The organism is Lentzea alba (assembly GCF_011067745.1).
Lineage (GTDB): Bacteria > Actinomycetota > Actinomycetes > Mycobacteriales > Pseudonocardiaceae > Lentzea > Lentzea alba.
On the sequence record NZ_JAAMPJ010000002.1, the window covers coordinates 561,592 to 576,871 of the forward strand.

Here is a 15,280-nt window from a genome sequence, read left to right on the forward strand (position 1 = left end):
GCCCGACCGGCACTCTCCCCCGAATGCCGGTCGGGCCCTCCAAACGCAGGCGCCTTACCCCCTCGGTAATCCCCCACTCGGCGGCCTGCACATCCAACATCCCATGTTTTGGGACCAGACGACTAAACGTCCGCTAAACCTCTGACGACAACGAGTCCAGCGCGGCCCGCACCTCGACCGCGCGGGCCGAGTTGACCTGCGCGTACAGCCGCAGCGCCTCCGTCAATTCCGCTGTCGCAGCAACCCATTCCGCCCGCCGGAGCAACACCCCGCCGAGCACCTGGCGACCAAAACCCTCCAGGTGGGTCACCTCGGCGACGGCGGCCTGGTCGACGACCTGACGTGCCAGCGCCTCCGCCTGGTCCAGCGCTCCGGCCTCCAGGGACAGCTCGGCCAGGTTGGCCAGACCGCGGATCAACGCGACCTGGTCACCGGAGCGTCGATACACCTCGACGGCGTGAGCTTGGTGCTGCAGAGCCACCTCCACGTGTCCACGGGCCTGTTCCACCTGTGCCACGTTGTTCAGTCCGTGCGCCTCGCCGACGACGTCACCGGACTGCTGCGCGAGTTGCACCGACTCCCAGAAGTGCAGCAACGCCTCGTCGTGGTGTTCGAGCCGGAACAGGACGTCGGCGAGTTGGGCGAGCGTCAGCACGAGGTACTGGCGCTCCCCCAGCTCGGTCGCGAGCCGGTGCGCGCGGCGAGCGTCCGGCAGCAGGACGGGCCGTCCCAGCCGGGCGTTCGTCGTGTAGGTCGTGTCCAGCATCAGGACCTGGCCGAGGCGGCTCCCCGTCACCTCGGCCGCGGCCAGGCCGAACCCGACCAGCGCGACCCACTCCCCGGTGAGCGCGCGCACGGTCGCGTACGGGTGCAACAGCCGTACGAGCTGCCACACCTGGTCGTGCAGCCCCGATTCGGCGGCCGCGTGCACGACCGCGACGATGTTGGGCCACTCCTGGTCGAACCAGTCGACCGGGTCGCCGAACTCCGGCAGCGACGTGGAACCGTTGTCCCTCAAGGCGAAGTCCAGCCCGTCCCGCGCCGGTCGGATGGCACGGCGGACGTGGTCGCACGCCACGAGGTAGTAGTTCACCAAGCGCCGCAACGAGTCCCGGTCCGGGCGACCCGCTCCGCGCACGTACAGCCGCACCAGCTCGTGCATCGTGAACCCGTCCGGCCACGGCTCGACCAGCAGGTTCACCTCGACCAGCTGCGCCAGCCTGGAACGAGCGGAGTCGACCTGCGTGCGGGTCAACGCGGCGACGGCGTGCGACGACATCCACCGGCCGGGCGCCATGCCGACGGACTGGAAGACCTCACCGAGCTCGGACGGCAGGTCGCGGGTCGACAGGTCGAGCGCCCGCGACACCCCCACGCCTGCCTCAGGTAGGTCCAACCCACGCATCCGCTGCCCGTCGTCGGCCAGTTCCCCGACCAGTTCCTCGACCGTCCACTCCGGACTGATCACCAGCTTCGCCGCGGCCACCCGCAGCGCGAGCGGCAACCCGCCGCACAGCTCGGCCAGCTTGCGGGCGGCCGTCGGGTCTTCCTGCGACAGCGGTCTGCCGAGCACGTCGTCCACCAGCGACCGCGCGGCCTCGTCGTCCAACGGCCCGAGCTTGCGCACGCGGGCGCTGTTGGTGACGACGAGCCGTTCCATGTGCGAGCGCGAGGTCACCAGCACCACCGAGCCCGACCCCGGCGGCAACAGCGGCTGCACCTGGTCGAAGCCCGTCGCGTCGTCCAGCACCACCAGCACCCGGCGGCGGTTCAGCAGCGACCGGTACAGCCCGACGCGGTCCTCCACCGCGACCGGCACACCGTCCGCCGGCACGCCCAGCGCCACCAGGAACCTGGTCAGGACCTCGCCCGGTTCGGTGTCGCCGAGCGACGCGAACAGCACGCCGTGCGGGAACATCTCGGAGTTCTCGTGGCCCCACGTGATCGCGAGCGCGCTCTTGCCGACTCCGGGCGCACCGGTCAGCACCGCCACGGCCGTGCCGAGCAGGTTCCGCGTCGCGCACACGTTGTCCAGCCACGCCTTGTCGTCGTCGCGGCCGAACAACCGCGAGGCCGAGGCGGGCAGCAGCGCCGGGGACACGATCCCCGCCCGCGGTGCGACGGGACGCGACTCGACCGGGCCGATCAGGCTGAGCGCCGGGTCGTCGCGCAGCACCTGCTCCTGCAGCAGCCGCAGCTGCGGGCCGGGATCGATGCCGAGCTCGTCCACCGCGCGGCGCTGGAACCGTTGGTAGGCCTCAAGAGCGTCCGCGCGCTGCCCGGACCGGTACAGGGCGCGCATGCTGTGCGCGACCAGCCGTTCCCGGAACGGGTACTCGGTGCACAGACCGCGAAGCTCGCCCACGAGCTCCAGATGGCGGCCCAGCTCCAGTTCGGCGTCGATGCGTTCCTCCAACGCCGACAGCCGAAGCTCTTCGAGATCAGAGGTCATCGGGTCACCCGGTACGTCAGCGAGCACCGGCCCGCGCCACAGACCCAACGCCTCGCGCAACAAGCCCGCCCTGATGGCGGCGGGCTTGCCACGGGAAGACGCCACGAGCTGCCGGGCGCGGTGCAGGTCGAGACGCCACGGATCGACGGTCAGCTGGTACCCGGTCGGCGTGGTGCGGATTGTCGCGGAGCCCGACGGGTCGGCCTCCTCCAGCACCTTGCGCAACCGGGACACGTAACCGTGCACGATCGTCCGCGCCGTGGCCGGCGGCGATTCCGTCCACAACGCGTCGACGATCTGGTCGATCGAGACGGGTCGGTTCGCCTCGACGACCAGCATGGCCAGCAACCCGCGCATGCCACGACGGCCCAGCTGGATCAACCGTCCGTCCGCGAGCACCTGGAGTGGACCGAGCACGCCGAACTCGAGTCCGGTTTTGCTCCGCATGCCCCTCCTTCAGATGCGCTGACCTCGTCACTTCAACAGGTGCGACCGGAGCGGTCGCAGATACAAGTACGGTTCAAGTTCGCGGGACGCTACTGTTCACGCGTGCCGCGAGACAGGAATTCCGTGGTTGACCGCGGCGCCGGGTGCCTCCTCGGCGGCGCTCTCGGTGATGCGCTGGGCGCACCTGTGCAGTACCTCGGCCTCGCCGACATCCAGCGCGAACACGGCCCCGAGGGCGTGCTCGCACCGCCGAAGCCCGCGCTGTTCACGGACGACACCCAGCTGACCCTCTTCACCGCCGACGGCTACCTGCGCGCGTGGGTGCGCGGGAAGCGGACGGGCGAGTGGGAACCGTCGGAGATGGTGTGGCACAGCTACCGGCGCTGGCTGATCACTCAGCAGCAACCGGCACCGGAACACGGCGCGGTCGGGCTGCTCGCCGACGAACGGCTGTACGAGAGCCGCTCGCCGGGTCTGACGTGCCTGCGCGCGCTGGCCGCGGAGACACCGTCCACTCCGGAGAACCCGCACAACGAGTCGTCCGGCTGCAACGGTGTCACTCGCACCGCACCCGCCGGCTTCGCGCCGTCCGCAGCGATCGCGTACGACCTGGGCTGCCGGTTCGCGGCACTCACGCACGGCGGCACGGGCGGCTGGGTCTCCGGCGGCGCGCTGGCGTTGCTGATCCACCTGCTGGCGGTGAAGGGCAGGCCGCTGCGCGAGGCGATCGACCAGGTCATCGGCCGCGTGCTGCGTGACGACACGTACACGGCGACGGTGCTGACGCGGGCCGTGGTGCTGGCGGAGGAACACGACGGCTCGTCGACCGTGCGCGTCGACCGGCTGGGCAGCGGCTGGACCGGTCCGGAGGCGCTGGCGATCGCGGTCTACACCGTGCTGACGCATCCGAAGCCCGTGCAGTTCGTGGACGCCATGCGCGCCGCCGCGAACCACTCCGGCGGTAGCGATGCCACGGCGGCGTTGACCGGCAACATCCTCGGCGCGCTGCACGGCACCGACGCGCTGCCCCGCGACTGGCTGAGCGGCCTGGAACTAGTCGACGTCCTGGACGCGATGGGCCGCGACCTGGGCTGCTCGGCGGTCAACCTCGACTTCAACGAGGACCGCTACGCCTGACCAGGCGTGCCATGGGGGGCACATTCTTGGACCTGACGTCCATGAATGTGCCCCCATGGACAGAAAGAGCCCGCTGGCGCGCGCTCCCGAATTCGCTCGCCAGCAGGCTCTCTCGCACGAGGTGTTGGTCGACAGCAGGCCGGGTCTTGCCCCGAGCGCGAGCTCCGATCAGCTCTTGATCAACGAAATCCGTGCCCCGGAGTCAACGCTCCGTTGGGCGGGCATGTTAACAGATGTGTACCGGAAGTCCAGGGCTCGAGTACACGCGACGATCTTCGTCGACGATGAAGACCTCGCAGTCCTCTTGGCTCGCCGCCCACTCGATTCCGTCCTTACCCAGCGTAAACGCTGCTGTGGCAGTGGTATCGGCGATCGCGAGGTCGTCGGAGAAAACCGTGACGGACAGAAGTCCCGTGACGGGCAGACCGGTACGGCCGTCCAGGATGTGCTGGCCGCGTTCGTACAACGCTGACGTGGCAACGGCTCCGTCCCGCACGCCGAGCACCACGCTGACCTGGTCGGCGAGATCGGGATGCCGAACGCCCACGCGCCAAGGCTTTCCGGCTTCGGGCTCGCCGGCCGTCACGACGTCGCCGCCCGCGTTGACGCAGAACGTCGTCGCCCCGCCTTGGCGCAGGATGTCCGCGGCCCGTTGCACGGCCCAGCCCTTCACCACCGCGCACGGGTCGAGCCCGCGTCCCGGCACCCGTGCCGTGAACGCGCCACCCGTCGACTGCTCGTACCAGTCGCACAGCGAGAGCACCTCGACCAGATCCGGGGTGAGCTCTTCCCTGGAGAGCTCACCCCGGTCCAGCCGGGACACCTCGCTGTCCGGCTTGAAGGGCGAGAACTGGGCGTCCGCCTCCCTCAACCAGGCGAACGCGCGCTCGGCCAGTGCGGCGTCCCCGTCACGCAGGTCCACCGAGATCGGCAGGCCCATGATGTGCTCGACGCGCCGCAAGGTCTCCACCGCTACTGCGCCCCGTCGATCGCGGCCTGCAGCGACTGCTTGTAGCCGTCGGAGGTCGCGGTCGCACCGGACACCGTGTCGATGTCCGCGCTCTGCGCCTTGAGCGCCGACTCGCGCAGCAGCGGCAGCGCCATCCGGGTCGGGTTGCTGTTGGGCGCCCGCAACGCCTTCACGTCGGTGATCTTGGTGCCCTGGAAGGTGACCTGGACCTGCACGGTGCCTTCGGACGTGTTCACCGCCGGTCCGGACACGCTGCGGGTCTGGGCCTGCTGCGGAGTCTGCTGTTGCTGAGTCTGCTGCTGTTGCTGCTGAGGGGTCGGCGTGGACCCGGTCGCCTTGGGGGCGGACGTCGTGGTCTGCGGAGCCGCCTGCTGTTGCTGCTGCGGGACTTCCGGCGCGGCGACCTCGGTGAGCTCGCCCTCGTGCGCGGCACCCGGCGAGTAGAGCCACACCGGGACCAGGCCGGCGACGCTCAGTGCCAGAACGGGAATTGCCCTCTTCACGTCGAACCCTCTCAGTTGGCCAGCGCGAAGCGCTCGGCGTGGATCTGGTTGCTGGGCACTCCCAGTTCGTCGAGGCTGCGCACGACGGCGTCGGTCATGCCGTTGGGGCCGCAGATGAACACGTCGCGGTCCTGCACGTCCGGCACCAGCGCGGCGATGTTCTCCGGGCCGAGCAACGGCCCGTTCGCCGTGATGGTCTTCGACGACCCCGTGACCAGGCGCAACACCGCACCCTTGGCCCGTGCGAGGCCTTCGATCTCACGCAGCAGCACGGCTTCGCGGGGGTCGGTCACCCGGTACAGCACGACGACGTGGCCCTTGATCTCCTCCAGCAGCGCGCGGATCGGCGTGACGCCGACACCACCCGCGACGAGGAGCGCGTTCTGCTTGGTCTGGTGCATGGTCGTGAAGGCGCCGTACGGGCCCTCGGCGAACACGCGAGTGCCGACCTTGATGTTGCGGATGTCCGCGCTGCCGGTGCCCAGGGCCTTCGCGGTGAGTCGCAGGTACTTGCCGTTCGGCGCCGCGGACAGCGAGAACGGGTTGGCCTGCCACCAGCGGTCCTTGGTCAGGAAGCGCCACAGGAAGAACTGGCCTGCCTTGGCGCCCAGCTGGTCCAGGTCCTTGCCCTCGATGTAGACCGAGACGACGTTGTGCGCCTCGGGCACCACGGCGGCGACGTGGAACTGGTGGCGCCAGTTGCGCCAGAACGGGAGCACCAGCCGTCCGATGAGGACGGACCCGAGCGCGAACCCCCAGAGGCCCCACCAGTAGGCCGTCGCGAGCTCGGACTTGCGGAACGTGCTGCCGACCGCGACCTGGTGCGTGAACGCGAGGAAGATCGCGATGTAGGTGTACAGGTGGATGAAGTGCCAGGTCTCGTAGGCCAGCTTGCGCCGCGCGAAGCGGGCCGAGACCACGCCGACGACCATGATGATCGTCCACGCCACCAGCGCGCGGAGGATGCCCTCCAGCTCGGTCGCCTGGCGGATGATCTCGGCGATCGGGCCGTCGTCACCGGCGTTGCCGAACGCGATGAAGGTCAGGTGGCCGATCAGCATCCAGAAGATCGTGAAGCCGACCCAGCGGTGCCACGAGGTCAGCTTGTCCATGCCCAACCGGCGGTCGAGCCACGGCAGCCGGGCGACCAGCAGCAGCTGGAACGCCATCGCGAGCGCGCCGTAGAGACCGGTCAGCCGACCGAAGTTGACCAGCTTGTTCGAACCCACGCCCGCCGTGTTGAACAGGTAGGTCACGAATGCCACGTTGGCCAGGAGGAACACGTAGAGGCCGGCTTTGGCCAGCACCTTGTGCGGCGTCGCGCGGCCGGCCGGAGCCGGTCGCACGGTCTGCGGCAGGGTGGTCGTCACGGCGGGCTCCTCGGTCAGGCGGTCACTGGCGGTCTTTCACGATCCTGTGCGTCCGAGCTGTGCCTCCGCTTTGCACGCGCTGTCGACTTCCTGTCGATCGAGCGGAGAGCTCATCAGGTGACGCACCATGAGCACGTGGACAAGGGGAACTCGGTTCGATTGCTCGTCGTGGACGACGAGCCGCACATCGCTGACCTGGTCGCGACGGTCGCCCGCTACGAGGGCTGGCAGGCCGCGACCGCCCTCAACGGCGAGGATGCCCTGAGGGAGGCCGCCGAGTTCCAGCCGGACATAGTCGTACTCGACCTCATGCTGCCTGACCTGGACGGATTCACCGTTCTTGATCGAATGCGCGCGGCCGGGGCGATGGTCCCGGTGGTGTTCCTGACGGCTCGTGACGGCACCGCGGACCGGGTGGCGGGACTCACTCGCGGCGGCGACGACTACCTCGTGAAGCCGTTCTCCGTCGAGGAGCTGATGGCCCGGCTGCGGGCCGTGCTGCGCCGCTCGACGGGTCCGTCGTGGAAGCGGTCTGTGCTGAAGGTCTCCGACCTGGTGATGGACGAGGACACCCGCGAGGTCCGGCGCGGCGGCAAGCTCGCGACGCTGACCCCGACCGAGTACGAACTGCTGCGGTACCTGATGCGCCGCTCACCGGCGGTGCTGACCAAGGCGCAGATCCTCGACCACGTGTGGGAGTACGACTTCGGCGGCCGCTCGAACGTGGTCGAGCTGGTCATCTCCCACCTGCGCCGCAAGCTCGACGACGGCCGCGAGCCGTTGATCCACACCGTGCGCGGGGTGGGGTACGTGTTGCGCCGGGCCGCGGAATGAGACTCGGCACGAAGCTCGCGGTGAAGCCCGTCCGCGAATGGCGGCTCGGCACCCGCCTCGCGCTGGGCCTCGGCGCGCTGGCGCTGACGGTGTTCGTGATCATCGGCTGGGTCATGGTCGCGTCGATGCAGTCGTTCCTCGACCGCCGCCTCGACGACCAGATGGTGATCAGCCAGACGGGCGCGGCCAACGAGATCGCGTACCACGGCAAGGTCACCAAGCTCCCGCCGGACTGGTTCGCCGTCGTCTACAAGGTGGAGAACGGCGAGGTGCTGCCCCAGCCGGGCGATCAGCACCCGGCCGACCGGGAGGAGTTCGACGCCCTCGCGAAGAAGGCGCTGGTCGCCGACGGGTTCGAGACGGAATACCTGCGTGGCGAGGGCAAGTTCCGCATTCGCGCCTGCCAGGTCGTCAAGAACGAGTGGGTGCTGGTCAGCGCGGCCCCGATGCACGACCGCGACGGCACGATCTCCCAGCTCATCACGGTCGGGGTGATCGCGTTCCTGGCCGCGCTCGTCGCGTTGGTCGTGGGTGGCCAGGCGCTGATCCGCAAGGGCATGCAACCGCTGTCGGACATGGCCGACACCGCGCACGACATCTCCTCGCACGACCTCACCGACTCGGCCGACCTCGCCGTGCGCGTGGACGGTCGCGGCGGCGGTGTCGAGGTCGAGGAGCTGCGCGAAGCGTTCAACAACATGCTCGCGCACATCGACTCTTCTTTGGCCGCCCGCACGGCCGCGGAACAACGGCTCCGGCGGTTCATCGCCGACGCCTCGCACGAGCTGCGCACGCCGTTGACCTCGTTGCGCGGCTACGCGGACCTCTTCCGGTACGCGGCGGCCAACGAACCGGGCGAACGCGAGAAGCACCTGGAGAAGCTCCGGTCGGAGGCGTCCAGGATGAGCGTGCTGCTCGACGACCTGTTGTTGTTGGCGCGCTTGGACTCCGCCGAGTCCGAACCACCGCTGCGCCCCGAGGAACTGGACCTGTCGGTGATCGCCGAGGCGGCCGCCGACGCGTTCCGGGCGGCCCGTCCGTCCCACGCGCTGTCGGTGGACGCCGACACGGTGACCATGACCGCGGACGCGACCCGGTTGCGGCAGGTGATCGACAACCTGCTGACCAACGCGGCCGTGCACACCCCGCCGGGCACCGCGGTGTCGTTGCAGGTGACGGCCTCGAACGGCTGGGCAGTGGTGAAGGTGAGCGACACCGGCCCCGGCATCCCGGAGGCCGACCAGGCGCGGATCTTCGACCGGTTCTACCGCGTCGACAACTCGCGAACCCGCCAGCGCGGCGGCAGCGGCCTGGGCCTGGCCGTGGTCCAGTCCCTGGTCCAGGCGCACGGCGGCACCATCACCCTGACCAGCCGCCCTGGCTCAACCACCTTCACCATCCGCCTCCCCCGCCACCCGCTCGACTGACCGCACGCGGGGCCCTCCCGAGCGCTCCAAGCGAACGAAAGCTCCCCGCGTGCACTTCAGCTGCTCGCACGCGGGGCCCTCCCGTACTGCGTGACAGTACGAAAGCTCCCCGCGTGCGGTCGGGGACTACTCCGATTGGGAGCTGGGGGCCCACAGGTCGATGCCCGACTCGACGGCGTACTTGTCGATCTCGGCGAGCTCGTCGTCGGTCAGCGGCGGCGCCTGCAGGGCCGCGAGGTTCTGCTCCAGCTGCCCGACCGACGAGGCGCCGATCAACGCCGACGTGACGCGCGGGTCGCGGATGGTCCAGGTCAGCGCGAGCTGGGCGAGCGACTGCCCGCGCGACTTGGCGACCTCGTTGAGCGACCGGATGCGGCCGAGGTTCTGCTCGGTCAGCAGGTCCGTCGACAGCGACTTGCCCTGCGACGCCCGCGAGCCCTCCGGAATGCCGTTGAGGTAGCGGTCGGTCAGCATGCCCTGCGCGAGCGGCGAGAACGCGATGCAGCCGGCGCCGACCTCCTCCAGCGCGTCCATCAGCTCCGGCTCGATCCAGCGGTTGAGCATCGAGTACGACGGCTGGTGGATCAGCAACGGCACACCCGCGCTCTTGAGCAGCTGCGCCGCCTCACGGGTCTTGGCCGGCGAGTACGACGAGATGCCGACGTAGAGCGCCTTGCCCTGCTGCACCGCGCTGACCAGCGCGCCCATCGTCTCCTCGAGCGGCGTCTCCGGGTCGAACCGGTGCGAGTAGAAGATGTCGACGTAGTCGAGCCCCATCCGGGTCAGCGACTGGTCGAGCGAGCTCAGCAGGTACTTGCGGCTGCCCCACTCCCCGTACGGCCCGGGCCACATGTCGTAGCCCGCCTTGGTGGAAATGACGAGCTCGTCGCGGTACGGCCTGAGATCATCCTTGAGGATCTGCCCGAAGGTGATCTCCGCCGAGCCGTACGGCGGGCCGTAGTTGTTGGCGAGGTCGAAGTGCGTGACACCGAGGTCGAACGCCCTCCGCGCAATCCCGCGGCCCAGCTCGTACGGCCGGTCTCCGCCGAAGTTGTGCCACAGACCGAGCGAGATGGCCGGCAGCTTGAGGCCGCTGCGACCCGTCCGCCGGTACGTCATCTGGTCATAGCGCGCGCTATCCGCGAGGTAGGACATGGTGCCCACGATGTCACGTCCTAGTGAGACAGAGCAGGACATGAAACGCGCTGCTGAGGCGGGTGAAGTCCTCGACCTCTCACGTCGTGGGAACAACGTGCTGCGCGCCGACGCGATCCACGGCCTGTTGCAGACCGGCGATCTCGGTCCGGTGGGGCTGCAGGTGTCCGGTGCGCGGATCACCGGTCAGCTCGCTCTCGACTTCTTCCAGTCGCCGAACCCGTTGTTGCTGGACAACTGCCTGTTCGAAGAGCCGCTGTCGCTGTTCCACACAGAGCTTCCCGGGCTGTCGCTCGACGACTCGACGTTGCCCGGCGTCAACGCCGAAGGTCTGCGCACGAGCTACCTCGCCATGCGGGACGTCCGCTGCGCCGGTGTGCTGGACCTCGACAACGCGCGGATCGACGGCCCGCTGCTGCTCCAGGGAAGCAGCCTGGGCGGGCTCTCCGGCGGCAGCATGAGGATCAGCCGCGACGTGTGGATGTCCGACGTGTTCATCGCCGCCGAAGGAGTCGGGTGCTGGCTCGACAGCTGCGAGATCGGCATCGACCTGATCCTCAACGACGCCGTCGTCGATGCCGGCGGTACCGCGCTCAACCTCAACGGCGGACAGATCGGCGGCATGGTCAACCTCCACGGCGCCTTCTTGAGAGCAGGCGGGGCAGGTGACGCGGTGACCTTCATCGACGCCTCGGCACGCGGACTGGCCATGACCGACACCGTGTTGCGCAGCGCCGGGGGCAACGCCCTGTGTGCCGACGGCGCCCACATCCGCTCCGGCATGAGTCTCGTCGGTGACTTCGACGCTCTGTCGACCAGAGCGGACGCCACGATCCGGGTGACCAACGCGAAGCTGGGCGGCGCACTCGTGATCGGGGGATCGATCCGCAACCGGGGCGGCCAGGCGATCTCCGTGCACCGAGCGGCCGTCGACGGCAACGTGCTGATCGGCGGGGAACGCGTCGAAGCCACGACCGGCCTCCCCGCGCTGGAGGTGAGCGACGCCGACGTCGGTGGTGAGCTCACCCTCCGTCCCGAGAAGATCGCCAACCACGGCGGTGGGCTCACGGTCGACCTGTTCAGCACGAGAGTCGGGCGGGCGCTTCGGCTCGACGTCCCGAAGCTGATCGACAGCCCGGAGTTCGCCACGTCGGTGAACGGCCTGACCTACCCCGAACCTCCCGCCGACACCAACGCGTGGCTCACCATGCTCCGGAATCACACGTTCAGGTACGAAGCTCAGCCGTACCAACAACTCGCGGCCGCGCACCGTGCGGCGGGACACGAGCACACCGCCCGCAAGGTCCTGATCGCCCAGCAACGGGACCTCAGACACCGCGGCGACCCCGGCAACAAGCTCTGGCACCGGATCCTCGGCGTCACCCTCGGCTACGGCTACAAGCCGTCCCGAGCGTTGGCCGGCCTGCTGGCGACGTTCGTCCTGGCGATCGGTCTGGTGTGGACAGCCGGCACCTACCACGGCCTGACCCCGGCCAAGGACCGCCCAGCCGACGCCTGTTCACCGGTGAACAGAATCAGTCTTGCGGCCGATCTCGCCATCCCGCTGGTCAAGCTCGGCGGCACACCGAGGTGCGAACTGGCGAACGGCCCAGCAGGACAGTGGGCGACCGGAGCAGGCTGGGTGGTGCAGATCCTGGGCTGGTCGTTCGCCACGCTGAGCGTCGCGGGCTTTACCGGACTCGTTCGCAAAAGCTGACGAAGCGTCACGCCGAATTGAGACGGGGGCCCGCCCACCTGGGCGAACCCCCGTTGCAAAAGAGCCGGCGAGGGGAATCGAACCCCTAACCTTTCGCTTACAAGGCGAGTGCTCTGCCAATTGAGCTACGCCGGCCTGGCTCGTGTTCGCGAACATGGTAAGCGCCCGTTGCGGGTGCTACCTGCGGCGAACGGTCTGCTCTCAGTGTGATCGGATTGCTCCGACCGGAGTCAGACCAACCAACTGAGTGGATCAAAGCGCCGGACGGGCCGCCTTGACCAGGTCAGGAGGGTAACCAACAGACAGTGATCGTGTCCTCCGTTTTGGGTCGCCCGATCGGAGGTGGCAGACGACACAGCAACAGTCGAACGACTCCTCACGATCACACGACGGAGGTGCGCGAGATTTCCACGAACAACCTGCACGGCCCCGCTCTGCCCGACGACACCACGGTTCACCTGGTACTCGATCTCGCTCTGAAGATCGGCGAGGTCCAGATGTCCAGCGGGGCGGGCGCGGCGGACGTAACTGCCACGATTCTGTCCGTCACCGAGAGCTATGGACTTCCGCACACGGAAGTCGACGTGATCTACACCTCTATCAGCGTGTCGTGTCATCGCGGCACGGAGGCGCCACCGATCACCGCGGTGCGGGTCGTCCGGCAGCGCAGTCTCGACTACACACGGCTCGCGGCGGTCGAACATCTCGTGCGTCATCTCGGGCCCATCGAGGACGCGCACGCCCAGCTCGAAGACATCACCAACGCCAAGCACCCGTATCCGCGCTGGGTCGCCACCGCCGCGTGGGGTGGGATGGCCGCCGCGGTCGCGTTCCTCGTCGGTGGCGGGTGGGAGCTCGCGATCACCGCCGCGATCGTCACCGCCTTGATCGACCGGGTCGGCCGGATCCTCAACCGCCGTGCGTTGCCGTTCTTCTTCCAGCAACTCGTCGGCGGTGCGCTCGCCACGGGTGCCGCGCTGACCGTCTTCGCCACGGGGCTGCTGCCCAACGTCCGGCCGAGCCTGCTGGTCGCCGTCGGGATCGTCGTGCTGTTGTCCGGGCTCGCGCTGGTGAGCACCGTGCAGGACGCGATCTCCGGCTACAACGTCACCGCCGCCGGCCGCACCGTCGAGACCGTGCTGCTCAGCGCCGGCCTCATCGCGGGGGTCGCGATCGCGATCCGCACGGCCGTCCACTTCGGACTGGACATCAAGCTCAGCGACCCGTTGCCCGCGTTGATCTCCGCGGTGCCGATGCAGTTCGCGGCCGGTGCGGCGACCAGCGCGTTCTTCGCGCTCGCCTGCTACGCCCGGCCACGCGCGCTCGTCGCCGCCGCGATCTCCGGCGCGATCGGCACCGCCTCCTACGGTCTGGTCACGAGCTTCGGCCTGGACGCGCTGCTCGGGTCGGCCGTGGCCGCCGCCATCACCGGGTTCGGCGGCGCCACGATGACCCGCCGGTTGCGCATCCCGACGCTCGTCGTCGTGCAGGCCGGGGTCGTCCCGCTGCTGCCCGGATGGACCACCTACCGGGGGTTGTTCCAGCTCACCGCGGAGGGCGATCCAGCCGGTGTGAACACGCTGGTGTTCGCGAGTGGTATTGCTCTCGCCCTGGCCGGAGGGGTGGTGTTCGGCGAGTACCTGGCCCAGCCGGTGCGCACCGGACTCGGCCGGTTGGAGCGCAAGTTCGCTGGTCCGCGCATGTCCGGGCCGCTCAAACCCACCAAGCGTCGGTTGGAGTGAACCTCGCTGTGACGGGGGTTACACGACACGCAAGGGTCACGCAACCGCACTAGCCTGGGCTTTTGTGAGCATGGACATTGGCGAGAACGGGGCGGAATTCGTAGTCGTGGCCAACCGGCTGCCGGTTGACCTGGAGCGCTTGCCAGACGGCACAGAGCGCTGGAAACACAGCCCTGGAGGGCTGGTCAGCGCACTCGAACCGTTCCTCCGCTCACACAGCGGCGCGTGGGTCGGCTGGCCGGGCGTGGCCGACGCCGACGTGTCGCCGTTCGAGGACGACGGCCTGCTGCTGCACCCCGTGCCGCTGTCGGCCAAAGAGGTCGAGGACTACTACGAGGGCTTCTCCAACGGCACGCTCTGGCCGCTCTACCACGACGTCGTCGCGCAGCCCGCGTTCCACCGGCACTGGTGGAACTCCTACCGGCAGGTCAACCAGCGGTTCGCCGACGCGACCGCGAAGATCGCCGCGCAGGGTGCGACCGTCTGGGTGCAGGACTACCAGCTGCAGCTCGTCCCGGCGATGCTGCGCGAGCAGCGACCCGACCTGAAGATCGGCTTCTTCCTGCACATCCCGTTCCCGCCGGTCGAGCTGTTCATGCAGCTCCCGTGGCGCACGGAGATCATCCGCGGCCTGCTCGGCGCCGATCTGGTGGGCTTCCACCGGCCCGGTGGCGCGCAGAACTTCCTCTGGCTGGCCCGCCGGCTCGTCGGCCTGGAGCCGAGCCGCGGCACGGTCGGTGTCCGGACCCGGCCGGGTGTCGTGCAGGTCGGCGACCGCACGGTGCGCGTGGGCGCGTTCCCGATCTCGATCGACAGCGCCGGGCTCGACGCGGTGGCGCGGCGCAAGGAGACGCAGGCCCGCGCGAAGCAGATTCGAGCGGATCTCGGCAACCCGAAGCGCATCCTGCTCGGCGTGGACCGTCTCGACTACACGAAGGGCATCGACGTCCGGATCCGCGCTCTCTACGAGCTGATCGCGGACGGACGCGTGGACCCCGAGGACGTCACGATGGTCCAGCTCGCCACCCCCAGCCGGGAGCGGGTCGACCACTACAAGACGATGCGCCAGGACATCGAGCAGTCGGTCGGCCGGATCAACGGCGAGTTCGGCCGGGTCGGCAAACCCGTCGTGCACTACCTGCACCAGTCGGTGAACCGCGAGGAGCTCGTCGCGTTCATGAGCGCGGCGGACGTCATGGTCGTCACGCCTGTTCGGGACGGAATGAACCTCGTGTGCAAGGAGTACGTGGCCTGCCGATATGATCTTGGTGGAGCTCTGGTGCTCAGCGAGTTCGCCGGCGCTGCCGCAGAACTGACCAGTGCGTTCCTGGTGAACCCCCATGATCTGGACGGTGTCAAGAACGCACTGCAGGCCGCCCTCGACATCGATCCCGCCGAAGGCCGCCGTAGGATGCGCGCTCTGCGCCGACAAGTCCTCACCCACGACGTTGACCGCTGGGCAAGGTCGTTCCTGGAGGCGTTGGGCACGCAGACCTCGGTCTGAATCCTTTCAGATCCCACTGACC

The 15,280-nt window shown here is 69.0% G+C and carries 11 protein-coding genes and 1 tRNA gene; 6 read left to right on the top strand and 6 right to left on the bottom strand.

Annotated features, from left to right (window positions below):
* Positions 1-133 precede the first annotated feature (133 nt).
* Positions 134-2,899 (bottom strand): AfsR/SARP family transcriptional regulator, encoded by a 2,766-nt coding sequence (locus G7043_RS11045; RefSeq protein WP_166045466.1) that lies wholly within the window; start codon positions 2,897-2,899, stop codon positions 134-136.
* Between the two features lie 102 nt (positions 2,900-3,001).
* On the opposite strand from G7043_RS11045, the gene G7043_RS11050 reads away from it, so the two are divergent.
* Positions 3,002-4,036, top strand: coding sequence for an ADP-ribosylglycohydrolase family protein (locus G7043_RS11050; RefSeq protein WP_166045467.1), 1,035 nt, complete (start codon positions 3,002-3,004; stop codon positions 4,034-4,036).
* Positions 4,037-4,262: 226 nt separating this feature from the next.
* On the opposite strand, the gene G7043_RS11055 is transcribed toward G7043_RS11050, so the two are convergent.
* Genes G7043_RS11055 through G7043_RS11065 form a run of 3 tightly spaced genes read right to left on the bottom strand, consistent with a single transcriptional unit; the run spans position 4,263 to position 6,879 of the window.
* The gene (locus G7043_RS11055; protein ID WP_313887800.1) at positions 4,263-5,006 is read right to left on the bottom strand and encodes an FAD:protein FMN transferase; all 744 of its coding nucleotides are present in this window, start codon (positions 5,004-5,006) and stop codon (positions 4,263-4,265) included.
* Positions 5,007-5,008: 2 nt separating this feature from the next.
* Positions 5,009-5,509 (bottom strand): FMN-binding protein, encoded by a 501-nt coding sequence (locus G7043_RS11060; RefSeq protein ID WP_166045468.1) that lies wholly within the window; start codon positions 5,507-5,509, stop codon positions 5,009-5,011.
* 11 nt (positions 5,510-5,520) lie between these two features.
* Positions 5,521-6,879, bottom strand: coding sequence for a ferredoxin reductase family protein (locus G7043_RS11065; RefSeq protein WP_313887801.1), 1,359 nt, complete (start codon positions 6,877-6,879; stop codon positions 5,521-5,523).
* Between the two features lie 135 nt (positions 6,880-7,014).
* Between G7043_RS11065 and G7043_RS11070 the strand changes: the two genes are divergently transcribed.
* Together G7043_RS11070 and G7043_RS11075 are read left to right on the top strand one after the other, a co-directional pair.
* Positions 7,015-7,713 carry a response regulator transcription factor gene (locus G7043_RS11070; RefSeq protein WP_313887802.1) on the top strand — a complete coding sequence of 233 codons (699 nt, stop codon included), beginning with the start codon at positions 7,015-7,017 and terminating at the stop codon, positions 7,711-7,713.
* A complete protein-coding gene (locus G7043_RS11075) occupies positions 7,710-9,140 on the top strand; it encodes a sensor histidine kinase (protein ID WP_166045470.1) in 1,431 nt (476 codons plus the stop codon). The genes G7043_RS11070 and G7043_RS11075 overlap by 4 nt, the downstream gene beginning before the upstream one ends.
* A 126-nt stretch (positions 9,141-9,266) precedes the next feature.
* Here the strand turns inward: G7043_RS11075 and mgrA are convergent, their stop codons facing one another.
* Positions 9,267-10,295 carry an L-glyceraldehyde 3-phosphate reductase gene (gene mgrA / locus G7043_RS11080; protein ID WP_166045471.1) on the bottom strand — a complete coding sequence of 343 codons (1,029 nt, stop codon included), beginning with the start codon at positions 10,293-10,295 and terminating at the stop codon, positions 9,267-9,269.
* Positions 10,296-10,335: 40 nt separating this feature from the next.
* On the opposite strand from mgrA, the gene G7043_RS11085 reads away from it, so the two are divergent.
* The gene (locus G7043_RS11085) at positions 10,336-12,012 is read left to right on the top strand and encodes a hypothetical protein (protein ID WP_166045472.1); all 1,677 of its coding nucleotides are present in this window, start codon (positions 10,336-10,338) and stop codon (positions 12,010-12,012) included.
* A gap of 62 nt (positions 12,013-12,074) precedes the next feature.
* On the opposite strand, the gene G7043_RS11090 is transcribed toward G7043_RS11085, so the two are convergent.
* Positions 12,075-12,147 (bottom strand) — tRNA-Thr (locus tag G7043_RS11090).
* 260 nt (positions 12,148-12,407) lie between these two features.
* Between G7043_RS11090 and G7043_RS11095 the strand changes: the two genes are divergently transcribed.
* Positions 12,408-13,754: a threonine/serine exporter family protein gene (locus tag G7043_RS11095; RefSeq protein WP_313887803.1), complete on the top strand. Its 1,347-nt coding sequence runs from the start codon at positions 12,408-12,410 to the stop codon at positions 13,752-13,754.
* A 70-nt stretch (positions 13,755-13,824) separates the two neighbouring features.
* The gene (locus G7043_RS11100) at positions 13,825-15,258 is read left to right on the top strand and encodes an alpha,alpha-trehalose-phosphate synthase (UDP-forming) (protein ID WP_166045739.1); all 1,434 of its coding nucleotides are present in this window, start codon (positions 13,825-13,827) and stop codon (positions 15,256-15,258) included.
* The last annotated feature ends 22 nt before the right edge of the window (positions 15,259-15,280 follow it).

Excerpts from the sequence above, each read along its gene's own strand:
- G7043_RS11045 (WP_166045466.1), bottom strand. The coding sequence starts at position 2,899 with ATGCGGAGCAAAACCGGACTCGAGTTCGGCGTGCTCGGTCCACTCCAG.
- G7043_RS11075 (WP_166045470.1), top strand. The coding sequence starts at position 7,710 with ATGAGACTCGGCACGAAGCTCGCGGTGAAGCCCGTCCGCGAATGGCGG.
- G7043_RS11085 (WP_166045472.1), top strand. The coding sequence starts at position 10,336 with ATGAAACGCGCTGCTGAGGCGGGTGAAGTCCTCGACCTCTCACGTCGT.
- G7043_RS11100 (WP_166045739.1), top strand. The coding sequence starts at position 13,825 with ATGGACATTGGCGAGAACGGGGCGGAATTCGTAGTCGTGGCCAACCGG.
- mgrA (WP_166045471.1), bottom strand. The coding sequence starts at position 10,295 with ATGTCCTACCTCGCGGATAGCGCGCGCTATGACCAGATGACGTACCGG.